This window comes from Pontibaca salina (genome assembly GCF_016307205.1).
GTDB lineage: Bacteria > Pseudomonadota > Alphaproteobacteria > Rhodobacterales > Rhodobacteraceae > Pontibaca > Pontibaca salina.
In genome coordinates, this window is the sequence record NZ_JAEIJD010000005.1 from 147,291 (window position 1) to 169,894 (window position 22,604).

Below are 22,604 nucleotides of genomic sequence, written 5' to 3' on the forward strand. Positions count from 1 at the left end.
CGGCCATCCCAACCACAATGCGTTGTTTTCAAACTAAAAGGACCGCCTCTTGGCGGCCCTTTCGGTTTTTTATGTGATCTGTCAGTTCGCCTGACGGCGCAGAAATGCCGGAATTTCGATCCGCTCCTGATCTGGATCCGGCTCGTGGCGCTCTGCTGGCGCGGCCTCGCTCTGCTGCATCGGCGGCTGTTGCCGGGCGGTTTGTGCGCCGCGGTCTGCAGGGGTATCGCTTGCGTGACCGGTCATCCGGTTGATCAGCGAATTGATCCCGAAGCGCGAACGTTCGCCTTGCCCATGCCCTTGCCCATGAAGCTGAGCTGGCGATGGATTCAGACTGCCGCGTTGGGGTGTCGGCGCTGCCTTGGCCGCAGCCGCTTGCAGCCGGCGGAGTGTATCGGCGGACGGCTCACCGGGAGCAGCTGCGCGCGCTGCCTCCTGGGCAACCGGCTCCGCTTCAATCGTGTCGCGACGAGGCTCAAACTCGGAAACCTCTGGGCGATATGCCGGTGCCGGTAGCCCATCGTCCTGCGTCTCATAGCTATTGTAGCTGCTCTGCTGCGCCCCTGCGTGACCTGGCTCGAACCGATCATTTTCCTGACCTTGCGCCACCTCGCGGGGCGACTCGCGCAGCTCGACCTCTCCGTATTTATGCTGGGGTGCAGGTTCGGCACGCGCCGCGACGGCTGGTTCATTAAACGGTTGCGGCGATTGGCTTGGCGCTTCGCTGGGCGCCGGCTTTCTCAGCGGCTCTGACATGGACCGGCGCGGCACAGGTACTTCGGCGTCCACCTCGCCGGCGTCGATTCCGGTTGCAACCACACTGACCCGCATCACGCCTTCCATGCTGGTATCCAGCGTGCTGCCAACGATGATATTGGCATCCGGATCGACTTCTTCCCGGATCCGGTTGGCAGCTTCGTCCAGTTCGAACAGGGTCAAATCGTGCGAGCCGGTGATATTGATCAGCACACCCTTGGCCCCACGCAGGCTGATTTCGTCCAGCAGCGGGTTGGCAATAGCTTTTTCGGCGGCCTGAATCGCGCGATCTTCGCCCTCGGCTTCGCCGGTGCCCATCATCGCTTTGCCCATTTCATCCATAACCGCGCGAACATCGGCAAAGTCGAGATTGATCAGACCCGGACGCACCATCAGATCGGTCACACCCTTGACGCCTTGATACAAAACATCGTCGGCTAGGCTGAAAGCTTCGGTGAAGGTGGTTTTTTCGTTGGCCAGCCGGAACAGGTTCTGGTTAGGGATGATGATCAAGGTATCGACGACTTTTTGCAGATTTTCGACGCCCTCCTCGGCGTTCTTCATCCGCTTTCCGCCTTCAAACTGGAACGGCTTGGTCACCACCCCGACAGTCAGCACACCCAGCTCGCGCGCGGCCTGCGCGATGATCGGAGCGGCGCCTGTGCCGGTGCCCCCGCCCATCCCGGCGGTGATAAAGCACATATGCGCGCCCGCCAGATGATCGACGATCTGCTCAATACTCTCTTCGGCTGCTGCGGCACCAACACTGGCCCGCGCGCCGGCACCCAGACCTTCGGTCACTTTAATACCAAGCTGGATGCGGTTCTGCGCCTCAGCTTGTTGCAACGCCTGAGCGTCTGTGTTGGCAACGACGAACTCCACGCCGTCAAGCTGCTTTTCAATCATGTTGTTGACGGCATTGCCGCCAGCCCCGCCGACACCGAAGACGGTGATCCGAGGTTTCAAATCGTCCTGACCGGGCATCGAAAGGTTCAATGTCATTACGCTGTCCGCCTGATGTTTAGTCCGCATTTGCGGGCGTTTTTCTGCCTATCCATAGGCATTCTTATCGTTTTATCCGCCAAACGTCACCCTTAAAGTTGCGAATCGACACTGAATATGGGCGAAATCTTGCTTGGAACCGCCTTACCTCGGCGTTTACTCAAGATATCGACCATAGCACGCGCAGCCTGAGCAGATATGGTGGCATACTGCCCGGACGCGAGTTCCTCCGCCGAAAGCGGTGATCGGGTCACATCACAATGTCTGGACGACTGCTCGGTCGGCCTACGGGGTCTCAAAAAGCGCCCCTTGCAAACAACCTAACACGTAATGAACCGGACGTCACGCGGGAAGTCCCGCATCACCAATTGTCTTTGAACCATTTGACAGCTCGCTTTAGCGACCGTGCAGGATAGCGATCTACCGGGATCTCGAAATCCCACCATTCGTCTTGCGGATGCGCCGCGAACAACGCCAGCCCGACGGCGCTGGCAAAGCCCGCCCCGGTTGCCGCTTGTGGCAGGCCATGCACGCGCAACGGGCGCCCCAAGCGCACTTGCTGGCCCAGAATGCGGCTGGCCAGTCCATCAAGTCCGGGGATCTGGTTGCCCCCGCCGGTCAGCACAATCTGCTGGCTGGGCAGGTTGTCGAACCCAGCTGCATCCAGCCGAATACGCACCTCTTCTAGGATCTCCTCGACCCGCGGGCGCATGATACCAATCAGTTCGGCACGGCTGACAGTACGGCGGTCGTGCTCCCAGTCGCCGGTATCGCCCCCGATGTCGATGCGCTCGCGATCATCCATACCGGTAGCGTGTACGCCACCATAAAAGGTCTTGATACGCTCGGCATTTGCCATCGGCACCCCCAGACCCATCGAAATATCGGCGGTGATATGATCGCCACCCATCTTGACGGTATCGGCAAAAATCATGTGCTTCTTCATGAAGATCGAAATGCTGGTGGTACCACCGCCCAGATCGATGCAGGCCGCCCCGAGCTCCTGCTCGTCTTCAACCAGCGAAGAAATTCCCGAAACATAGGCTGACGACGCTATTCCCGCTAGCTCCAGGTCGCAGCGCTTGATGCAATGCACAAGATGCTGGATCGCATCGGCGTCAACAGTCAGCATGTGCATATCCACCGACAAGGCCTGCCCCAATTGTCCGCGCGGATCAGACAGGCCCGAGCGATGGTCGAGGGCAAAGTTTACCGGTTGAGCATGCAGCACCTCGCGTCCGACGCCGTAATCCGGCACATCGCAAGCGGTCAACACCCGCGCCACCTCGGCTTCGGTAACCATTTGCCCCTCAAGATCAATCGTGGCGTCCAGCCCGTAAGAACGCGGCCCCGCCCCCGAAAAACAGGCAATCACATGATCGACGCGGATATCGGCCATCTTCTGCGCCGCCTGAAGCGCGGTTCGGATCGCGCGCTCGGTCTCTTGCATCGCGGTAATCTCGCCAAATTGGACTCCCCGTGACCGTGTCGTTGCCGCCCCGACCACGCGGAACCCAGATTGCCCCGCCATCGAGCCGATGGTGCCGTCCTTGCTCAGCCGCCCGGTGCCATCAAAGCGCAGCACCAGGCAGGCAATCTTGGAACTGCCCACATCCAGAATTGCGATTACGCCGCGCTGCATCGCCTGCTGTCGCATCTGCCGCATGGCCCGCTGTGACTGATAAAGATCCGTCATATCGCCTCACTGCCCATTCTAATTTATCTTTCTGATCTGCCACCAGTGCTCGACTGCGGCTTGCGTCATGCGCAGGGTCGGACGCGCAGTTAGTCGCATATCCACCGCTGTGACGTCTCGTTCAAGCATGTCCTGCGCATGATCCAGCGCGATCACCCGTTCAAGCGCGCGCACCGGTTTTTCACTGGGCAACATGATGCGCTGGTCGCGGTCCAACACCATGTCCCAGCGCCGTTGACCGATGCGCACCAAGCCCCGCAACCGACCCTTCAAGGGCTGTGCCGCCGCAACCAACGCCAAAGCCTCGGCGACCTGGTCATCCGCCCCGACCCCGGCGATCAGCGGTAGATCGGAACGCGCCGCGCGCTCGGCAACTGTGCCGATGAGGACACCGCTGTCATCCAGCAGAGACAATCCTTCGTTGGTCCGCCAAACTACAACCGGTTGGCGTTCGATCACATCCACTTGCAAAATACCGCCCGGACGGATCCGCAAATTTGCTTGTTTCACGGGATCAAGCGCAACAACCCGGCTGCGTATCTGTTCGATGTCCAGATCAAACGAACTAATCGGAAAGCTGATCGCTGCAACGTTGCGAATGTCGTTGACCAGTTGCTCACTGGCACCATCGACAGCCATCAGATTAACCATGAACTCCGGACGTGCTTCAATCGAGGCGCGTATATCGGCATATGTTTGAACCAGGTTGGCGCGCCGGGCTGGGTCTGCAAGGAAGGTGCCGACCCCGATGATTAGCAGACCCAGCGGCAACCCGATGCGCAGACCTGCGCGAATGCCCGGCGTCAGCATCCAACGCTGCAGGCGATAGGCCATGCGCGACGGTGCCGGATCGATCCGGTTGGGTCGGTTGGTTAACGGTCGCATGAAGCGTCCTCGACCATCCAGCGGCACAATGCGCCAAAGCTCGTTCCGGTCACCGCTGCCTGTTCGGGGCTGAGTGATGTCGGGGTCATGCCAGGCTGGGTATTGGTTTCCAGCAGGATCAGACCCTCGGCACCACGGCGTTCGTCCCAGCGGAAATCGGTCCGCGACATCCCACGACAGCCCAGTGCCTGATGCGCGCGCAGGGCATAGTCCATGCAAAGGTCGAAGATCTCGGCGGGAATTTCGGCAGGAACCACATGGCGCGACCCGCCGGGGCGGTATTTCGCATCATAATCATACCAGCCGTCGGTGACGATATCCGTCACCGTCAGCGCCCGGTCGCCCACCACTGTCGTGGTCAACTCGCGCCCCGGTGCGAAGGTTTCCACCATCACCGTTTCCGGCATGTCGTCGGCCAGTTTTGGCGGCCCGTCGCCGACCTCGTGGACGAGATAGACACCCACCGATGAGCCTTCATTGTTGGGCTTGACCACATAAGGCGGGGCCATCACGTGACCTGCACGCACCTCATCTCGGGCGGCGATCACGCTTTCCATAACCGGCAGACCAGCATTGCGAAACACCGCTTTCGTGCGTTGTTTGTCCATCGCCAAAGCCGAGGACAGCACGCCGGAATGGGTATAAGGAATGCCCAGCCATTCCAGCACCCCCTGCACGCAACCGTCCTCGCCCCAGCGCCCGTGCAAGGCATTAAACACAATATCCGGCTTTTCCGCCTGCAGACGGTCGCACAGATCCGGTCCGGCATCCACCGTGACCACTTGGAACCCTTCATCCTGAAGTGCGGCTGCACATTCACGCCCGCTTGATAGCGACACCTCGCGCTCGGCCGAGGGTCCGCCCATCAACACCGCCACCTTCAGGGCTGTCTTGCTCGACTTACCCAAAACAAGTGCCTCAATGTCCCCGGATCTGCCATAGCGATCCGCGTTATTATTCTTTGCCCGCTGTTTTGCGCACTTCGCCCGAGTTTGCCTGTTCCGGATCTGTGCTCAGGGGGTCGGTTTATCAATCGGATCACCGATCCGCATGATTTCCCACTCTAGCCTTATGCCGCTGGAGTCGTAAACCTTTTTTCGCACCTCTTCGCCCAGCCCCTCCAGATCGGCGGCGCTGGCGGCACCGGTATTGATCAGGAAATTGGGGTGCTTTTCGCTCATCTTTGCGCCGCCCCGTCGCGCCCCGCGCATCCCGGCCCCGTCGATAACCCGCCACGCCTTGAGATCGTGAACATCGTCGGCGCGTCCGGTGCTGGAAAATCCAGCGGGGTTGCGAAAGGTCGAACCGGCGCTTCGCTCTTTTGTAGGCTGGGTTTCGTCGCGCTGGCGCAGTTGTTGTTCCATCGCCGCGTGCAAACCTGCCGAGTCTCCCTGCGGCCCCTCAAAGGTCGCCTCAATCAACACCGCGCCTTCGGGCAAATCGGATTGGCGATAGCGCAGGTTCAGGTCCTGGGCAGTCAACTCAATCAGCTTTCCGGCGCGGGTAATCGCCCGGACGCTAACCAGCACATCGGCAACATAACGCCCATAACACCCCGCATTCATGCGCAAGGCACCGCCAATAGAACCGGGAATCGTGCGCAGAAATGTCAGGTCAATCCCGGCATCTGCCGCCCGCCGCGCCACATGCGAATCCAGTGCCGCAGCCCCGGCGGTGACACGATTGCCATCAGCGCTGATCTGGTTGAAGTTGCGGCCAAGCCGGATCACAACACCCCGCAAGCCACCGTCGCGCACGATCAGGTTAGAGCCCACGCCCATCGGAAAAACCGGGACAGAGCTCTCCAGAGCCGCAAGGAATTGTGCCAGATCCTCGGCGTCTGCGGGCTGGAACAGCACATCGGCCGGTCCGCCCACCCGCAGCCAAGTCAATTCCGACAGCGCGCGGCCGATCGTCAGCCGACCACGGGTCTGGGGCAGTGACGCGACCCTCATTTGCCGTCACCGCGTCTGGGCAAGCGGTAACCGATTGCCCACCCGATAATCCCGGAAAAGCGGGCCACGAACAGGAGCGAGTTGGTGGCGGTTACATTCACGGCGAACTCCCTTCTGTTCGGGTGACTTCTTCGGCCCGGTTTTGGTCTTGCCACTGCGCTTTGACCCAGTGAGCCAGATAAATGACCGGCCAGCGCAAAACCGATACTCCCGCTGCCAGCACCATCATACCGACCCAAGGGCCGTTCTGAAATGTGACAAAACCGATCAGCGGAACGCCAAGGCCGATCAGCACATAGGCCCGCTTCCAATATATTTCACGGTCGGAAAGTACTGCCAATATATTCGCCATAACCGCCCAGAGCGCTGCTAGAAACAGCGATAATGTCATGACACTGCCCACGACATATGAAGGTCGATCATGTTTATTCGGCCCCTTGTTTCAACCTGTCAGGCAAGGCATTGGCCCAGCCGCTGATCGTTCCGGCACCAAGGCAAATCACCATATCCCCGGGGCGGGCCTGCTCGCGCACAAGGCGCTCCAGTTCGCTCTCGCCCGCCAGTGCACGGGCATGGCGGTGCCCATGGCGGATCAGCCCCGACACCAGATCATCCCTTGTTGCCCCCGCGATCGGCTCTTCACCGGCGGCGTAGACATCGGTGATGGCGACCACATCGGCATCGTTGAAACAGTTGCAGAAATCCTCGAACAGCGAATGCAGCCGGGTGAATCGATGCGGCTGATGCACTGCGATCACGCGACCATTGCTGGACTGGCGTGCGGCTTTCAGGGCGGCGGCAATTTCAACCGGATGGTGGCCATAGTCATCAATGATGGTAACGCCGTTGACCTCGCCCACTTTGGTAAAGCGGCGGTTTACGCCGCCAAAAGCGGCAAGGGCGGTGCGGATTTCGGCACGTTTCATGCCCAGATGACGGGCCACGGCCACCGCTGCAAGCGCGTTGCTGATGTTGTGATTGCCCGGCATTGGCAACCTGCAGCCTTCGATCATCTGATCTGCGGCCTGAAGATGGATGTCAAAATGCGCAATGCCAGCTTCATAACGCAGATTCAGGGCGCGCACATCGGCCTGGGCGTTGAACCCATAGGTGACGATCCGTCGGTCGGTGACACGCCCCACCAGCGCCTGCACCTCGGGGTGATCAATGCAGCACACCGCCAGCCCGTAGAACGGGATATTGCTGACGAAATCAAAAAACCCCTCGCGCAGCCGGTCAAAATCGCCCCAATGCTCCATATGCTCCGGGTCGATATTGGTCACAACCGCGATGGTCGCAGGCAGTCGGTTGAACGTGCCGTCGCTTTCATCGGCCTCGACCACCATCCATTCGCCCAGCCCCATGCGCGCATTGCTTTCATAGGCATGGATGATCCCGCCATTGACCACGGTAGGATCGAACCCCCCGGCGACCATCAATTCGGCCATCATCGTGGTGGTCGTCGTCTTGCCGTGGGTGCCGGCAATAGCGATGTTGGATTTGAGCCGCATCAGTTCGGCCAGCATCTCGGCGCGGCGCACCACCGGCAGACCGCGGCGACGGGCCGCATCCAGTTCCGTGTTGCCGCATTTGATCGCCGACGAAATCACCACGACCTCGGCCCCGTCCAGATTTTCAGGATTTTGTCCGGTGAAGATACGGGCCCCAAGGGTCGCCAGACGATCGGTGATTTTTGACGCCTTCAGATCCGACCCTTGCACATCATAGCCATGGTTCAAAAGCACTTCGGCGATTCCCGACATCCCGATCCCGCCAATTCCGACGAAATGAATCGGGCCGACATCTAGCGGGAGTTTGGTCGCTGCGTTCATTTTCGCGCTTTCGTCTTTCATTTCCATGGGCCCCTTTCCGCGAGTTTTTCGACAAGCGCAACCAGTCTTTCGGTTGCATCGGGCACGCCGAGCTCCAAGGCGGCATGGGCCATCTGCGCAGCCGCTCGCGGATGGGCCATGATCAACGAGATCTGGTCGCTGAGCGCATCGACGGTTAGCTTGCTTTCGGGAATCAAGGTTGCTGCGCCCGCCTCGACCAACCCGCGCGCGTTGGCAGTTTGATGATCGCCTGCGGCAGCGGCATAAGGAATCAGAATTGAGGGTCGCCCAATCACCGTTAGATCGGCGATGGATGAGGCCCCGGCCCGGCTTATGACCAGTTGCGCTTCGCTCATCCGGCGGGGCACGTCGTGGAAAAACGGCTGCACCTCGGCCGGGATGCCATGCGCGGCATAAGCGGCCGAAACCCGGTCGCCATCTTCGGCGCGGGCTTGATGGGCGACGCGCAGATGCGCCCGCAGCGCGTCGGGCAGTGCGCCAATCGCATCGGGTACAATATCCGACAGGATGCGCGCGCCCTGACTGCCCCCCATGACCAATATCGACATCGGATAATCACCGGGCGGGATATAAGCAGCCCCGCCACGGGCGAGCACGGCGGCACGCACCGGGTTTCCGACCGGCACGCCATTCGCGCCCTCGGGCAGGTCGGTCGGCCAAACGCCGCAAGCCACCTGTGCCACGCGCGGGGCGAATCTTTGGTTGACCCGGCCCAGCACGCCGTTCTGTTCGTGAATCATGCGCGGCAGTTTCAGCAATCCCGCCGCCGACAGCGCCGGGATGCTGGGATAACCGCCAAATCCCACCACCACGGCCGGACGGTCGCGCCGCATCGACCAAGCCGCGCCTACCACGCCGGCGGCGATGCGCGGGACGACCAGCGCCTTGGCGGCCAATCCACCCCGCGCGAAGGTCGCGCTCTGCACCTCAGTGATTTCTGTCGAATGGGGAAAACCGCCAGTATAACGGGCGCCGCGGGCATCCGTGGAAAGCCGTACGCGCCAGCCACGTTGCAGCATCGCCTCGGCCAATGCCTGCGCGGGGAACATATGGCCCCCGGTGCCGCCTGCTGCCATCATCAAAAGGGGAGGCTTCATCGTCCGCGCCCCCGGAGAAGATCGGCAATCTCGCCTTGGGGACGGGTACGGGTGAAGGCCAGCAACATGCCCACTGCGATCCCCCCAGCGATCAGCGACGAACCGCCATAGCTGACAAAAGGCAGCGTCATACCCTTGGCTGGCACCAGTCGCACCGCAACTGCCATATTGATCATCGCCTGCACGCCAAAAACCGCAGCAAGCCCCGTGCCGGCCAGTCGGATGAACGGATCGCGCTCGCGCATCAGCCGCAAGAACGAGCGCACCACCACGACCGTGTAGAGCGCAATCAGGATTAGGACCAGAACCAGCCCATATTCCTCAGCGGCAACGGCCACGATGAAATCCGTATGGGCATCGGGCAGCGACCATTTCACTTGCCCCTCGCCGACACCGACGCCAAACAAACCACCCTCACGGATCGCGTTGGTGGCATAACCAAGCTGGGTGGTCGGATCCAGCTCGGGCGATAGGAAACCGTCAATGCGGCGCGCGAAATGCTCAGAGTTCGAATAGGCCAAGATGCCGGCCAGCACTGCCATTCCGGCCATTCCCATCAATAATAGCATGGGCGCACCAGCCACGAAATACATCATCCCCCAGCCGAACAAGACCAGACATGCCTGTCCGAAATCGGGTTGCACCGCCAGCATCAACACGATCGCCACGCACAAGGCAAAGGACCAGATAGTGCCCGGTGGGCCGTTGATCTGCTGGCTGGCGGCCAACATCCAGGCGGCGGCAACCACGAAACCGGGTTTCAAAAACTCTGACGGCTGAACACTGGCAAAGCCCAGCGAATACCAGCGCATCGCGCCCTTGCCAAAATCGGTCCCGAAGAACGGCAGCAAGGCAAGCGCCACGAACGAAACCAGAAATCCCAGCACCGCCAACCGCCGGACCATCGTCGGCGACATCATCGAAGTCAGCAGCATCGCCACCAGCGCCGCGCTGCCAAAAATCACCTGCCGTGTGACGTAATGGAACGGTGGAAACCCATTGCGCTCGGCCAAGGGAACCGAGGCCGCAAGCCCCAGCAAGAGACCGATCACGAACAGCAACAGCACACAGGACATCGACGTTTTATCAACCGTACGCCACCATTTTGGTAGAATCGGTTCGCCGCCCCGTTCAGGGACCGCGCCAAAAACCATCTCAGTCATGGTCGCCCGCCGTTTTGCTGCCTCGTTCACGCCCCTTTGTGGGGTCTACCCGTTACCCTACAGGTAAAACGGAGCTCAGACCAGTGTCTTCCTCTTGTCATTGGCAGCAATTCGCGCCAAGCGGCGTCATGAAATTCGATACGGTCATCCTTGGCGCAGGCGCTGCCGGCCTGATGTGCGCGGCCCATGCCGGTGGGCGGACGCTGCTGATCGACCATGCTCGCAAACCCGGCGAAAAGATTCGCATTTCTGGCGGCGGCCGGTGCAATTTCACCAATCTTTACACCGAGCCGGAAAATTTTCTGTCTACAAACCCGCATTTCGCCAAATCGGCTCTGGCGCGCTATAGCCAGTGGGATTTCATTGCTCTTGTCGAGCGCCATAAAATCGCCTGGCATGAGAAAAGCCTGGGACAGTTGTTCTGTGACGGGAAGTCGACCCAGATTGTTGCGATGTTGGTGGACGAGGCCCACCGCGCGGGGGCCGACATATGGCTGCAAACCACCATACGCGAGGCTGCGCACTGCGGCGCGGGCTTTGCTCTGACGGTCGAGCGCGAAGGCGTCACCCAGCGGATCGAGGCCAATAATCTGGTGCTGGCAACTGGGGGCAAATCGATCCCGAAGATGGGCGCGACCGGGCTGGCTTATGATATCGCGCAACAATTCGGACTGTCGCTGACCGAAACCCGCCCGGCGCTGGTGCCTTTCACCTTTCCCGAAGGGCGCTTTGCGGCGCTTTCCGGCGTATCCCTGCCGGTGCGTGTGGTCAGTGCGCGCACCAGCTTCGAGGAGGCGCTGCTGTTTACCCACCGCGGGCTGTCCGGGCCGGCGATCTTGCAGATCAGTTCTTATTGGCGCGAGGGCGAGGCGATCTCGGTCGATCTTGCCTCCGGGCTTGATCTTTTCGCCCGTCTGCGCGCGCAACGGCAGCGCGCCGGACGCCGCACCCTGAAAACGGTACTGGGACAAGCCATGCCGACCCGGCTGGTTGATCACCTGAGCGCCGATCTGAACCTCGATGCGCGGCTTGCCGATCAATCGGACAAGGCTTTGCAATCATTGTGTGATGCGCTGAGCAATTGGCGGCTGACACCATCGGGCACCGAAGGCTATCGCACCGCCGAGGTGACGTTGGGCGGGATCGACACCGACGGGCTGTCTTCGGCCACGATGGAGGCAAAGACGTGTCCGGGGCTGTTTGCCATTGGCGAGGCGGTGGACGTCACCGGCTGGCTGGGTGGCTATAACTTTCAATGGGCATGGGCCTCGGGACATGCAGCCGGACAGGCCATCAAGGCGCGCAAGGGTTAGGCGCGCCGTTCAGAGCTGTTTAAGCACTTGTTCGGTGAAATCCGTGCCGCGCTGCTCGAAATTGTCGTATTGGTCGAAACTGGCGGCAGCAGGGGCAAGTAGGACCGTGTCACCGGGCTCGGCCTCCGTCACGGCGCGGGCAACGGCGGTGGCCATATCGGTGCAAATCTCGGACTCCACATCCAGTTGCAGAGCGAAAGCCGCGGCCTCGCGGCCAATGACATAAGCCTTGGCCACCGCCCCGGTCAAACCACGCAGAGCCTCAAGCCCGCCTTCTTTCTCCAACCCACCACAGATCCAGCGGATGCGCGGGAATGCGGCCAACGCCTTGGCAGCGCTGTCCACGTTCGTGGCCTTGGAATCGTTGACATAAGTCACGCCCTCCGCCGTCGCCACAATCTGGCTGCGATGGGGCAGGCCGGGATATGAGTGCAACGCGCCTTCGATCACACGTGGGGCCAGCCCGAGACTGCGCGCGACCGCATAGGCGGCACAGGCGTTCTGGTGATTATGCGCACCCGGCAAGCCACTGACCGAGCGCAAGTCGATCGAAGCGACCTGCTTGCCTTTGCGGTATTCTGCCAGAAATCCCTTGCGCGCAAATACCTGCCAGCCCGGCCCGGTCAATTTACGCGTAACCGAGACGCGAATAACGCGGTCGTCGGCAGCAGCCTCGGCCATCTGGCCGGCCAGAAACAACCCTTCAGGCTCATCCACGCCGATCACAGCGCGATCGGGGCCGCCCTCAGCGAATAGGCGGCGCTTGGCGGCGAAATAGCCCCCCTGCCCGGCATGGCGGTCAAGATGATCGGGGCTGAGATTGGTGAAAACGGCGATGTCCGGCGTCAACGCGCGGGCCAGATCAGTCTGATAACTGCTAAGCTCCAGCACCACCACATCACCATCGCCCGGCGGGTCGATATCCAAAACACCGCGCCCGATATTGCCCGCCAGTTGAGACCTGCGGCCAGTGGCGGTGAGGATATGGTGGATCAGCGCAGCAGTGGTCGACTTTCCGTTCGAACCGGTCACCGCAACGACACGCGGCGCGATCTCGTAGCCTTGCCAATCTGACGTGGCGAGCGAGCGGAAAAACAGACCGATATCATTGTCGACCGGAATACCCGCCGCCAGCGCGGCGGCCACCACCGGATTGGGCGACGGATAGAGGTGCGGGATGCCAGGGCTGACGATCAGCGCCGCCACATTGTCAAGCGCACCGGGCTGCAAGAGGTCGGCACAGGTGAAGCCTTCGGCCTGGGCGGCTTCGCGGGCGGCTGGATTATCGTCCCAACAGAGCGCTTCTGCGCCCCCGGCTCGCAGGCTTCGTGCCGCCGAAAGCCCCGAGCGGCCCAGCCCGAGAACGGCGACGCGCGCGCCGGTATGGCCGCGAACGGGGATCATGATGCGTGTCGCACAGGCTGCGGCCCCGGACGGCCTGTAGCGGTATCCGGCAAAATAGTGGCCGGTAATGGCAAGACGGGAATGAACATCAGCGGACCTTGAGTGTGGCGAGGCCAACCAACGCGAGGATCAGAGAGATAATCCAGAAACGGATCACGATGGTGGATTCGGCCCAGCCCTTTTTCTCGTAATGGTGGTGGATTGGCGCCATCAGAAAGACCCGTCGTCCGGTCCGCTTGAAATAAAGCACCTGAATGATAACCGACAGGGCTTCGACGACAAATAGGCCACCGACCACGGCCAGCACCAGTTCGTGTTTGGTGACGATCGCAATCGCACCCAGCGCGCCGCCCAGCGCAAGACTGCCAGTGTCACCCATGAAAACTGCCGCCGGGGGGGCATTGTACCACAAAAACCCCAGCCCGCCGCCGAACAGGGCCGCAGTGAAGACCAGGATCTCGCCAGAGCCGGGGACGTAATGCACATCGAGATATTCGGTGAAATCGACCCGCCCGACCGCATAGGCAATGACCCCAAGGGTGGAAGCGGCAATCATCACCGGCATGATCGCCAGCCCATCCAGCCCGTCAGTGAGGTTCACCGCGTTCGCGGCCCCGACGATCACACAAATAGCGAAGGGAATATAGAACCAGCCCAGATTGATCAGCACATCCTTGAACACTGGCACCGCCAATCGGCCTTGCAGGTCGGCGGGATGAAAATACGTCGCCGAGAGCGCCGCAATAACCGCAACCAAGATGCCCAAGGCCAAGCGCAGCTTGCCCGGCACGCCCTTTGTGTTCTGCTTGCTGACTTTCGCGTAATCATCGGCCAAGCCGATCAAGCCGAAACTGATCGTGACAAACAGGATCAGCCAGATGAACGGGTTATCCAGACGTGCCCAAAACAGGGTTGCCGTAATCAGCGCGCCGACGATCAACAGACCACCCATTGTGGGTGTGCCCGCCTTTGCCAGATGCCCTTCGGGGCCATCGCTGCGGATCGGCTGGCCCTTGCCCTGACGCTTCCGCAGCACCGCGATCAGCGGACGTCCGAACACAAACCCGAAAACGAGCGCGGTCAGGAACGCGCCTCCGGCGCGGAAGGTGATATAGCGGAACAGGTTGAAAATATCGCCGCCATCCGACAATAGCGTCAGCCAGTAAAGCATGTCAGATGGTCCTACTCATCAATCCGTGGTGTAAAATTGCGCTCGCAATGGCCCATTTTGCGTATTGCGTCAACGATCCGTGCCAAATCCATGCTGAGTGACCCCTTGATCAAGACCAAATCTCCGGGCGCGATATGATGGCGTAAATTGGCCGCCAAGTCGGCGCTGGTCTCGGTGCAGTCGCCACGTTTTGCGGCCGGCAAGGCCACGTGCAAAGCGCGCATCAGCGGGCCGACACAATGGACGGTGTCAATTCGCTCGAAGGCCGGGAGCTCGGCCAGTGCGGCATGCATCGCGCAAGCCTCAGGGCCAAGTTCTTTCATGTCTCCCAAAATGGCGATGCGTCGACCGCCCGGCGGGCTTCCTTCAGACAGGACGTCGAGCGCAGCCGTCATCGATCCGGGATTGGCGTTGTAGGAATCATCGATCAGATCGATTATCTGATCTGTCTGCACGGGATCCAACCATACGGTTTCGCGCGTCCCGCGACCCGCAAACGGCACCCAACGGCCAAGGCTGTGCGCCGCCAGAGCAGGGTCACAATCAAGCGCGCCCACAGCCGCCAATGCCCCAAGGCCGTTCAGGGCGAAATGCCGCCCCGGACTGGCGATGCGGAACAAGAATGGTGCGCCCATCGCGCGGGCGCGGACCACCGTCACATTGTCCTGCACCACCGCATCAAGCAATCGATAGTCCTGCGCAGTTTCTCCGAAATCGACAGCTTGCACCCGCAACCGCTCTGCCTGAGCCTGTAAGATTGCGGATTGCGGTATATCCGCATTCAGGATCGCGATACCGCCCGGCTCCAGCCCCTCCATGATCGCTGCTTTTTCCTGTGCGATCGCGTCGATATTGTCGAACGCTTCTAGATGGGCGGCAAGAACGGTGGTGATCAAAGCCACATGGGGGCGGGCCTGACGCGCCAGCGGGCCGATCTCGCCGGGATGGTTCATGCCGATCTCGATCACCGCGAATTCTGTGTCGCGCGGCATCCGCGCCAGAGTTAGGGGTACCCCCCAATGGTTGTTATAGCTTGCGACGCTGGCATGGGTGCGCCCCTGATCGCCGAGGATGCAAGCCAACATTTCCTTGGTCGAGGTCTTGCCAACGCTGCCGGTGACCGTGATCACGCGGGCATGGCTACGGGCACGTCCAGCGCGCCCCAGCGCCTCAAGCGCGGCCTGCACGTCATCGACCAGCAGCAACGGTGCATCCGCAGCGACACCGTCGGGCCGATGGTCAACCAGCGCGGCGGCAGCGCCCTTTTCCAGCGCCTGCGCGACGAAATCATGCCCATCGCGCGCCGCCTTGAGCGCCACGAACAGCTCGCCCGGCACCAAGGTGCGGGTGTCGATAGAGACGCCACTGGCGGTCCAATCGCCATGGGCACACCCTCCGGTCGCAGTGGCGGCCTCTTCGGCGGTCCAAAGGGTCATGGCATCTTTCCATCAAGCGCAGCAACCGCGACGCTGGCCTGTTCTGCGTCGTCAAAGGGCAAGATGTCGTCGCCGACGATTTGCCCGCTCTCGTGCCCCTTGCCAGCGATCAGCAACGCATCGCCGGGTCCGAGCGCATCGACACCCCTTAGAATCGCCTCGGCACGGTCGCCGATTTCGCTGGCATCGGGCGCGCCCTGCATCACTGCGGCCCGAATCTTCGCGGGGTTCTCGGTGCGAGGATTGTCATCGGTGACGGTCACCAGATCGGCATTTTCCGCGGCCGCCTGCCCCATCAGCGGGCGCTTTCCCGCATCCCGGTCGCCCCCCGCGCCGACAATCGCGATCAGTCGGCCCATGACATGCGGTCGCAGCGCACGCAGCGCGGTTCCCACCGCATCGGGTGTATGGGCGTAATCCACGAACACCGCCGCGCCATTGGCACGCGTCGCAGCCAGTTGCATCCGGCCCCGCACAGTGGTGAGCTCGGGCAGCGTGCGGAATACCTCTTCCGGCGTTTCGCCGCTGGCGATGGCCAGACCACAGGCCAGCAGCACATTTTCCGCTTGAAAGCCACCGATCAGGTTCAGCCGTGTCTGCACCGGCGTCCCATTCCAAGAAAATCGCAGATCCTGTCCGGTAGGGTCAAAACGCTGCGCCAGCAGATCCAGATCGCCCCGTCCCTTGCCAATCGTCAGCACACGTTGCCCGCGCGCTGCGGCAATGGCCCGCATTTCCGCGCCGCGCTCGCCCTCAAGATTGATCACGGCTGTGCCATCCTCGGGCAGAACGCGGCGGAACAGTCCGGCCTTGGCGGCGAAGTATTCGTCAAAGCTGGCGTGATAATCTAGATGATCCTGCGAAAAGTTGCTGAACCCCGCCGCAACCAATTGCACCCCGTCAAGCCGGTGCTGCTTGAGCCCGTGACTGGACGCCTCCATCGCGCCATGGGTGATACCTGCGGCTGCGGCCTGTGCCAGAATGTTGTGCAAGGTAATCGGCTCGGGCGTTGTGTGCGACAGCGGCGCGGTCCAGGCGCCCTCGACACCGGTCGTGCCAATATTGATTGCCTCGCGCCCCAGCCCAATCCAAATCTGGCGCAGGAACGCCGTGACCGACGTCTTCCCATTGGTACCAGTCACCGCAACCATCGTGGCGGGCTGCGCGCCGAACCACAGTGCTGCGGTAAAAGCCAGCGCCTGTCGCGGGTGGTCGGTCACGATCAGCGCCGCATCTGAGGCAGCCAGTTGCGATTCGGCCAAACGCGCGCCGGTCTGGTCGGTCAGGATCGCCGCCGCGCCCATACGCAATGCGTACTGGATAAAACTGCCGCCATGGACCCGCGTGCCGGGCAACGCCGCAAACAGAAACCCTTGGCGCACCTCGCGGCTGTCCACCGCCAGCCCGGTGATCAGCGGATCGCGTCCGCCCCTTGCCGTCAGCGCCAACTGGCTAAGTGGTTTCCCCGGTATATCCATCTGCCGCCCGTCCGTTATGCTGTGCCCCCTACTGGGACGCCAGCGTTATAGCAGCGCCTTTGGCCGGTTCAAAGGAGGGACGCAACCCCAGAAGCGGCGCAACGCGGCGGATCATTTCTGCCGCGACCGGCACAGCGGTCCAGCCGGCGGTGCGGCGAGGTTTGTCGCCGGTGTTTTCCGACGGTTCGTCCAAGGTGACCACCAATACGTATTTTGGATCATGTGCCGGAAAAATGCTGGCAAATGTCGCAATCACCTTCTCGTCATAATACCCACCGCGCGGTTTGGGCTTATCCGCCGTGCCGGTCTTTCCGCCGACCGCATAGCCCGGGACCTCGCCAAAACTGGCGGTTCCTTCGCTGACGACCAGACGCAGCATATTGCGCGCTTGCGCGGCGGCTTGCGCCGACAGCACGCGGGGGCCGTGCTGGGGTCCGCTGCGCTTTAAAACCGTAGGACTGACGTAATGACCGCCATTTGCAATCGCCGCATATCCCGCCGCCAGATGCATCGGACTGGTCGACAGGCCGTGTCCATAGGAGATCGTCATAGTGGACAGCTCGGACCAATTGGCGGGCAACAACGGCTTGCCGCCTTGCGCCTCGACGATCTCGAACGGGGTCGCATCGAGCATCCCCAGAGAGTCGAGAAACGCCCTCTGCTGTTCGGCGCCGATTTGCTGGGCAATCCGCGCGGTTCCGATGTTCGATGATTTCACGATGACGTTCGTCACCGTCATCTCGTTGCCGTAGTTCCGATAATCGGTGATGCGGAACCGTCCCCAGCGCAGCGGACCCCGCGTGTCGATCACCGTATGCGGCGTGATCAGCCCCAGATCCAGCGCCTGCGCAATGGCGAAGATCTTAAAGGTGGAGCCCAATTCATAGACCCCTTGTACCGCCCGGTTGAACAGCGGGCTAACCGAGGGATCGAACCCGCTGGTGGGCGGACGGGGGCGATCATTGGGATCGAAATCAGGCAACGACACCACCGAGATCACTTCCCCGGTATGAACATCCATCAGGATTGATGTCGCGCCTTTGGCATTCATCAGCTTCATGCCGCCGTAAAGCACCCGTTCGGCCGCCGCCTGCACAGTCAGGTCGAGCGACAGCTGCAGCGGCTTGTTGCCATTGGCCGGATCGCGCAGATAATCGTCGAACTGACGCTCCACACCCGCCACCCCGATCACCTCGGCAGCGCTTACACCTTCCTTGCCGAAAGACGCGCCACCAAGCACATGCGCTGCCAGACTGCCATTGGGGTATAGGCGCATCTCACGCGGGCCGAACAGCAACCCCGGATCGCCCAGATCGTGCACCGCCTGTTTTTGTTCGGGGCTGATCTTCCTCTTGATCCAGAGGAATTTACGCTTGCCGGTAAAATCCCTGATCAAGCGCCCTTTGTCGAGATCTGGAAAGATTTCAACCAACCCTTCGGCAGCGGCGATCGGGTCGATCATCTGGGGGGGCTGCGCGTACAGGGAATGGGTTTCAAAATTGGTAGCGAGAATCCGGCCTTGCCGGTCCACGATATCGGCGCGCTGCATGGCGATGGCGGTATCCACAAAGCTGACTGCAGGCTCGGACGGCTCAGAAGTCGCCAGCATGCCCATCCGCGCCCCAACCGTTACGAAGGCCGCGAAAAAGAAAACGCCCAGCACCAGCAAGCGCCCCTCGGCGCGGGCGCGGGCGCGGTCCTGCATGTTTTTATGCCGGCGCCGGATATTCTCGCGCTCGATCGCTTTGGGGTTTTCACCCTTATCGCGGGCCGAAATGATACGCGCCAAGGGACGCAGCGGAGTGCGGATCATGGATCGCTCTCGTGATCTGGCATGCTAAAAACATCGATTGACGCAACATCCGGCAAGGGCGGGTCGGGCGGATAGCTGACCTCGTCCACGCGGCCGAACTGCTCAGGAGCCAGCGGCAAAAGGCCCAGCCTGTCAAAATTGATCTCGGCCAACTCCATGAGGCGGTTTGGTCGGTTCAGATAGGCCCATTCGGCACGCAGCACGCTCATGCGGACCTGCGCCGCACCGATCTGGCGTTGCAGGGTGCGCGTTTCACGCAGCGCCTGTTGGGTGGCGTAATTCTCGCGATAGGCCCAGAAGGCCAGCGCGAACACCGCCAACGCGGTCAGCACATAAAACGCCGCCCTCATCGCTTACTGCCCCCGACCTGCGGCATCGCGATATCACGAGCCGCAATTGCCCCGGCGGGCGCATCGGTACGCACCGCAACCCGCAAACGCGCTGAGCGAGCGCGCGGGTTTTCCGCCAGTTCCTCATCGTCTGGACCGATGGCTTTTTTCGTTGGCAGGGTGAATTGCGGAGCCTCTTGCTCGGGCTGGGGCGCATGGCGGCTCCCGCGCCCGCCCTGACCGGAGCGCGCCGTCAAAAAACGCTTTACCATCCGATCCTCGATCGAGTGAAATGTAACAACCGCCAGCTTGCCACCGGGCTTTAACGCGCCCTCGGCAGCCATAAGGCCATGAAAAAGCTCGTTATATTCACCATTTACGGCAATGCGCAGTGCCTGAAAGCTGCGCGTGGCCGGATGCGACTGCCCCGGCTTGCTGCGCGGCAAGCAGGATTCGATGAGACCGGCCAATTGCAATGTGGTTTCGATAGGAGACTCGTCGCGCGCGCGCACGATCGCGCGGGCGATGCGACGGCTGGCGCGCTCTTCACCATAGTGGAACAGGATGTTGGCCAGATCTTCAGCGCTTGCAGTGTTCACCAGATCGGCGGCGCTTGGTCCTTCTTGCGACATGCGCATGTCGAGTGGCCCGTCGCGCAGGAAGGAAAACCCGCGGTCGGCCTGATCCAACTGCATCGAAGACACACCCAGATCCAGTACGACACCGTCCAGATTGCTGGCGTATTCGTCCATCTTCGAGAACACGCCCTGCTGCAGCACCAGTCGGTCACCGTATTGCCCGACCCAATCCTGCGCCATTTCGAATGCCAGAGGATCACGATCCACCGCAATTACGCGCGCCGCCCCGGCCTCAAGCAGCCCGCGCGCATAGCCCCCGGCACCGAATGTGCCATCAAGCCACTCGCCGGAAACCGGCGCCACTGCAGCGAGCAGCGGGCGCAACAGGACGGGAACGTGCGGATTGGTTGGGGCAGCAGCGGCCATGCTGTTACTCCTCGGGTGCCCGGTCGAGAAATTCCAGCGGATCAAAGTCATCGGGAAGCTCTTCCAGCCAGGCCTCGGTCCGGGCTAGCTCTTCGGTTTCGTAGGTTTCGGGTTTCCAGATCTGGAACGTGTCACCGGCAGCGATAAAAAACGCCTCACCTTCCAGTCCGATCTTCTTGCGCAGCTTTACGGGCAAGACCAAACGGCCAGTCTCATCGACATTGGTGGGAAATGACTGGCCGTGAAACATTCGTTGCAACATCTTACGCTCCATCGAACCGCGCGGCATGCGGTCAATCTTGGCATCGACCTCTTCAATAGCCTCGATGGTGTAGCATTCAAGATAATTGCGGCGATGATCGCCATAGACGATGACCAGTTCCGGGTTCAGGCCCGCAGTCCAATTCGGGTCCGAAGCTTCCAGCACACGCCGAAACGAGGCCGGGATTGACACCCTGCCCTTACCGTCGACCTTGTGCTGGCTTTCGCCTCTGAACCTGCGACCCAAGCTCTCTGTCCCCTTCCCTTGTCCCCGCGTTTCCTGCCCTTAAATGCGGAAACGGCGGGCTGATCTGCTGCCACTGATCAACCCGCCGCCCTCGTCCCGCTTTGCGGGGTGTCCGACTGCGCGCGCCACCTGGGGGGATGTCTGCTCGCTTGCGCGCCGGATCTTCTGGTCTGATGAAAACGTGAGCCTGTATGAAACCTGCTTTATTGTTGGTTCGGGGTCGTTTGGTGCCCCTGCTGCTGTCCTCATCCGATGACTAAGGAATGCCACGGGAATTCATGGGTCGCAACTATTATTTGTGGGGCATAGATACCGGATGTTGTTCCCATCATCGCAGATACGCTAGATATTGACAGATTTGCCACAGTACAAAGACCCCATCTCGCGGAACAGCTTCAGCGCAACACTAGATGTAGTCAAATTGTCCCTCGGAGAAAAAATCCCCTGAATTCCCAAAAATTTCGCTTTACGTGCCGCGAATGACACATGTTCTGCGTTCGTGCCCCCGTGACCTCAGGCTAGATCGTGACAGAAATAGATAACTAAGCCTTGATTCCCGGTGATCTGGCAAAATTTGACGCCTCTCCCACGGTTTCCCATGAGGCTAAATCGGCAGGGACGAATCGCCTGAGCCGCACGGTCGGAGCTTTCTCTCTGCGGGTTTCCACGTGCTCAGGCCAGACCGGCGGTGATCAGGTATTGCGCAATTGCGGCAAAAGCGTCCGCCATCGGCCCATTGCCGGTTGCGAGGGGTGTGCCGGACTAGGCGGCTCGATGGCGAAGGGCAGGGTATCGCCATCCACCGTCAGCGCGCGGATCATGCTTCGATTGATTAGCGTACCGCCCCGGCACCTCCAATACTGACAAGGTCTGCGCGATCTCATCCCGCGTCGCGCCCGCTGTTAGCCTTTCCCCCTCACCGCAGCACCATGGCGCATCCGGGGGCAGGCTCAATGGTATTTCCATCTTTCCCCACCTCAAGAGAACGCGGGCCCACCCATGCGCTTTTCGCATAGCGGGATTGCCTTCGTGTCCATTGTGCAACTGCGGCATCTATCTATGTTGTCAGCAACAGACGGCGGCACTGATGCCGCAGCCGAAGATGCCGGGGGTAACAAGATGAGTGACGCAGCCTTTTCCGACACAACGCGTGGAGGAGTGATCGGTCGCGTACTAGGAGCTTTCCAGTCGCTGCAGCGACGTTTCGTGGATTATCGCCGCTTTCAGCAAACCGTCAATGAGTTGTCGGTACTGAACGACCGCGTGCTCCGCGATCTCGGTCTGGAACGCTCTTCGCTCAAATGGGCCGCGCATCAAGCTGTGTATCAAGATCACCGATAAAAACTGAAGAAACAACGAATTCGGCGCGCCTCTCCTCCTCCCCGGCGTGTCGATTCGGTGGTGGCACCCACCCCCTCCCGGGTGCCGCCACCCTAAATACCGGCTCAAACCGGAACAAAATACATTCGGGTGCGGGTTCCCTCCCTTCCCTCGCCAGAATGTTACCAAAGACCGGCCTGCCCCTCCTCCCTAGCGGGTCCGGTCGATAGCGGCGACATCCAACCTCCTCCCGGATGTCGCCGCCAAAAAATACCGGTTGATAAACCGGGTTCGGATACATCCGTGGCGCACCTCCTCCCTCCCAGCGCACGGATGTGACAGAGAACGGCGGCGCCTCTCCTCCTCCCTGGCGTCGCCGTTTTCGCGTTTTCAGGCGCCCCTAAAACGGCTATCTGAGATT

Annotated in this window: 20 protein-coding genes; 2 read left to right on the forward strand and 18 right to left on the reverse strand. The window is 61.1% G+C overall.

The genetic code is table 11. From position 1 onward, the window contains the following. Positions 1–81: 81 nt before the first annotated feature. From ftsZ to ftsW, 9 genes are all read right to left on the reverse strand, one after another. Positions 82–1,758 carry a cell division protein FtsZ gene (gene ftsZ / locus JAO82_RS08265; RefSeq protein WP_198685893.1) on the reverse strand — a complete coding sequence of 559 codons (1,677 nt, stop codon included), beginning with the start codon at positions 1,756–1,758 and terminating at the stop codon, positions 82–84. Positions 1,759–2,119: 361 nt separating this feature from the next. Further along, a complete protein-coding gene (ftsA, locus tag JAO82_RS08270) occupies positions 2,120–3,454 on the reverse strand; it encodes a cell division protein FtsA (RefSeq protein ID WP_198685894.1) in 1,335 nt (444 codons plus the stop codon). 18 nt (positions 3,455–3,472) lie between these two features. After that, on the reverse strand, positions 3,473–4,339 hold the full coding sequence (locus JAO82_RS08275; RefSeq protein ID WP_198685895.1) for a cell division protein FtsQ/DivIB: 867 nt from the start codon (positions 4,337–4,339) through the stop codon (positions 3,473–3,475). Then, entirely contained in the window at positions 4,327–5,205 is an 879-nt protein-coding gene (locus JAO82_RS08280; RefSeq protein ID WP_232897297.1) for a D-alanine--D-alanine ligase, read from the reverse strand. The genes JAO82_RS08275 and JAO82_RS08280 overlap by 13 nt, the downstream gene beginning before the upstream one ends. Positions 5,206–5,352: 147 nt before the next feature. After that, positions 5,353–6,294, reverse strand: coding sequence for a UDP-N-acetylmuramate dehydrogenase (gene murB / locus JAO82_RS08285; RefSeq protein WP_198685897.1), 942 nt, complete (start codon positions 6,292–6,294; stop codon positions 5,353–5,355). 97 nt (positions 6,295–6,391) lie between these two features. After that, positions 6,392–6,685: a DUF2484 family protein gene (locus tag JAO82_RS08290; protein ID WP_198685898.1), complete on the reverse strand. Its 294-nt coding sequence runs from the start codon at positions 6,683–6,685 to the stop codon at positions 6,392–6,394. 34 nt (positions 6,686–6,719) lie between these two features. Beyond that, positions 6,720–8,126 (reverse strand): UDP-N-acetylmuramate--L-alanine ligase, encoded by a 1,407-nt coding sequence (murC, locus tag JAO82_RS08295; protein ID WP_198685962.1) that lies wholly within the window; start codon positions 8,124–8,126, stop codon positions 6,720–6,722. Between the two features lie 17 nt (positions 8,127–8,143). Further along, positions 8,144–9,244: a UDP-N-acetylglucosamine--N-acetylmuramyl-(pentapeptide) pyrophosphoryl-undecaprenol N-acetylglucosamine transferase gene (locus tag JAO82_RS08300; protein WP_198685899.1), complete on the reverse strand. Its 1,101-nt coding sequence runs from the start codon at positions 9,242–9,244 to the stop codon at positions 8,144–8,146. Continuing rightward, positions 9,241–10,407, reverse strand: a complete 1,167-nt coding sequence (gene ftsW / locus JAO82_RS08305; RefSeq protein WP_198685900.1) for a putative lipid II flippase FtsW — start codon at positions 10,405–10,407, stop codon at positions 9,241–9,243. Before ftsW ends, JAO82_RS08300 begins: the two co-directional genes overlap by 4 nt. Positions 10,408–10,535: 128 nt before the next feature. Here ftsW and JAO82_RS08310 point away from each other — a divergent pair, with 128 nt between their 5' ends. Next, on the forward strand, positions 10,536–11,720 hold the full coding sequence (locus tag JAO82_RS08310; protein WP_198685901.1) for a BaiN/RdsA family NAD(P)/FAD-dependent oxidoreductase: 1,185 nt from the start codon (positions 10,536–10,538) through the stop codon (positions 11,718–11,720). Between the two features lie 9 nt (positions 11,721–11,729). Here JAO82_RS08310 and murD read toward each other — a convergent pair whose 3' ends face one another. From murD to JAO82_RS14275, 9 genes are all read right to left on the reverse strand, one after another. Then, entirely contained in the window at positions 11,730–13,124 is a 1,395-nt protein-coding gene (gene murD, locus JAO82_RS08315) for a UDP-N-acetylmuramoyl-L-alanine--D-glutamate ligase (protein ID WP_198685902.1), read from the reverse strand. Positions 13,125–13,212: 88 nt separating this feature from the next. Next, entirely contained in the window at positions 13,213–14,295 is a 1,083-nt protein-coding gene (mraY, locus tag JAO82_RS08320; protein WP_198685903.1) for a phospho-N-acetylmuramoyl-pentapeptide-transferase, read from the reverse strand. An 11-nt stretch (positions 14,296–14,306) separates the two neighbouring features. Then, complete coding sequence (locus JAO82_RS08325) at positions 14,307–15,731, reverse strand: UDP-N-acetylmuramoyl-tripeptide--D-alanyl-D-alanine ligase (RefSeq protein WP_198685904.1); 1,425 nt, start codon at positions 15,729–15,731, stop codon at positions 14,307–14,309. Beyond that, the gene (locus JAO82_RS08330) at positions 15,728–17,209 is read right to left on the reverse strand and encodes a UDP-N-acetylmuramoyl-L-alanyl-D-glutamate--2,6-diaminopimelate ligase (RefSeq protein ID WP_198685905.1); all 1,482 of its coding nucleotides are present in this window, start codon (positions 17,207–17,209) and stop codon (positions 15,728–15,730) included. Before JAO82_RS08330 ends, JAO82_RS08325 begins: the two co-directional genes overlap by 4 nt. 28 nt (positions 17,210–17,237) lie before the next feature. After that, positions 17,238–19,022, reverse strand: a complete 1,785-nt coding sequence (locus JAO82_RS08335) for a peptidoglycan D,D-transpeptidase FtsI family protein (RefSeq protein WP_198685906.1) — start codon at positions 19,020–19,022, stop codon at positions 17,238–17,240. Beyond that, entirely contained in the window at positions 19,019–19,372 is a 354-nt protein-coding gene (gene ftsL / locus JAO82_RS08340; protein WP_198685907.1) for a cell division protein FtsL, read from the reverse strand. Before ftsL ends, JAO82_RS08335 begins: the two co-directional genes overlap by 4 nt. Next, the gene (gene rsmH, locus JAO82_RS08345) at positions 19,369–20,355 is read right to left on the reverse strand and encodes a 16S rRNA (cytosine(1402)-N(4))-methyltransferase RsmH (RefSeq protein WP_198685908.1); all 987 of its coding nucleotides are present in this window, start codon (positions 20,353–20,355) and stop codon (positions 19,369–19,371) included. Before rsmH ends, ftsL begins: the two co-directional genes overlap by 4 nt. Before the next feature lie 4 nt (positions 20,356–20,359). Further along, positions 20,360–20,863 (reverse strand): division/cell wall cluster transcriptional repressor MraZ, encoded by a 504-nt coding sequence (gene mraZ, locus JAO82_RS08350; RefSeq protein ID WP_198685909.1) that lies wholly within the window; start codon positions 20,861–20,863, stop codon positions 20,360–20,362. 692 nt (positions 20,864–21,555) lie between these two features. After that, positions 21,556–21,684: an iron-sulfur cluster assembly protein gene (locus tag JAO82_RS14275; RefSeq protein WP_232897298.1), complete on the reverse strand. Its 129-nt coding sequence runs from the start codon at positions 21,682–21,684 to the stop codon at positions 21,556–21,558. Between the two features lie 178 nt (positions 21,685–21,862). Here JAO82_RS14275 and JAO82_RS14280 point away from each other — a divergent pair, with 178 nt between their 5' ends. Further along, positions 21,863–22,204 carry a DUF1127 domain-containing protein gene (locus JAO82_RS14280; protein ID WP_232897299.1) on the forward strand — a complete coding sequence of 114 codons (342 nt, stop codon included), beginning with the start codon at positions 21,863–21,865 and terminating at the stop codon, positions 22,202–22,204. The last annotated feature ends 400 nt before the right edge of the window (positions 22,205–22,604 follow it).

Coding starts and splice junctions, on each gene's coding strand:
- JAO82_RS08300 (WP_198685899.1), bottom strand. CDS start 9,244: ATGAAGCCTCCCCTTTTGATGATGGCAGCAGGCGGCACCGGGGGCCAT.
- JAO82_RS08275 (WP_198685895.1), bottom strand. CDS start 4,339: ATGCGACCGTTAACCAACCGACCCAACCGGATCGATCCGGCACCGTCG.
- JAO82_RS14280 (WP_232897299.1), top strand. CDS start 21,863: ATGCGCTTTTCGCATAGCGGGATTGCCTTCGTGTCCATTGTGCAACTG.
- murC (WP_198685962.1), bottom strand. CDS start 8,126: ATGAACGCAGCGACCAAACTCCCGCTAGATGTCGGCCCGATTCATTTC.
- ftsL (WP_198685907.1), bottom strand. CDS start 19,372: ATGAGGGCGGCGTTTTATGTGCTGACCGCGTTGGCGGTGTTCGCGCTG.
- JAO82_RS08335 (WP_198685906.1), bottom strand. CDS start 19,022: ATGATCCGCACTCCGCTGCGTCCCTTGGCGCGTATCATTTCGGCCCGC.
- JAO82_RS08290 (WP_198685898.1), bottom strand. CDS start 6,685: ATGACATTATCGCTGTTTCTAGCAGCGCTCTGGGCGGTTATGGCGAAT.
- ftsW (WP_198685900.1), bottom strand. CDS start 10,407: ATGACTGAGATGGTTTTTGGCGCGGTCCCTGAACGGGGCGGCGAACCG.
- murD (WP_198685902.1), bottom strand. CDS start 13,124: ATGATCCCCGTTCGCGGCCATACCGGCGCGCGCGTCGCCGTTCTCGGG.
- rsmH (WP_198685908.1), bottom strand. CDS start 20,355: ATGGCCGCTGCTGCCCCAACCAATCCGCACGTTCCCGTCCTGTTGCGC.
- JAO82_RS08310 (WP_198685901.1), top strand. CDS start 10,536: ATGAAATTCGATACGGTCATCCTTGGCGCAGGCGCTGCCGGCCTGATG.
- JAO82_RS08325 (WP_198685904.1), bottom strand. CDS start 15,731: ATGACCCTTTGGACCGCCGAAGAGGCCGCCACTGCGACCGGAGGGTGT.
- ftsA (WP_198685894.1), bottom strand. CDS start 3,454: ATGACGGATCTTTATCAGTCACAGCGGGCCATGCGGCAGATGCGACAG.
- murB (WP_198685897.1), bottom strand. CDS start 6,294: ATGAGGGTCGCGTCACTGCCCCAGACCCGTGGTCGGCTGACGATCGGC.
- JAO82_RS08330 (WP_198685905.1), bottom strand. CDS start 17,209: ATGGATATACCGGGGAAACCACTTAGCCAGTTGGCGCTGACGGCAAGG.
- ftsZ (WP_198685893.1), bottom strand. CDS start 1,758: ATGACATTGAACCTTTCGATGCCCGGTCAGGACGATTTGAAACCTCGG.
- JAO82_RS14275 (WP_232897298.1), bottom strand. CDS start 21,684: ATGATCCGCGCGCTGACGGTGGATGGCGATACCCTGCCCTTCGCCATC.
- JAO82_RS08280 (WP_232897297.1), bottom strand. CDS start 5,205: ATGGGCGGACCCTCGGCCGAGCGCGAGGTGTCGCTATCAAGCGGGCGT.
- mraY (WP_198685903.1), bottom strand. CDS start 14,295: ATGCTTTACTGGCTGACGCTATTGTCGGATGGCGGCGATATTTTCAAC.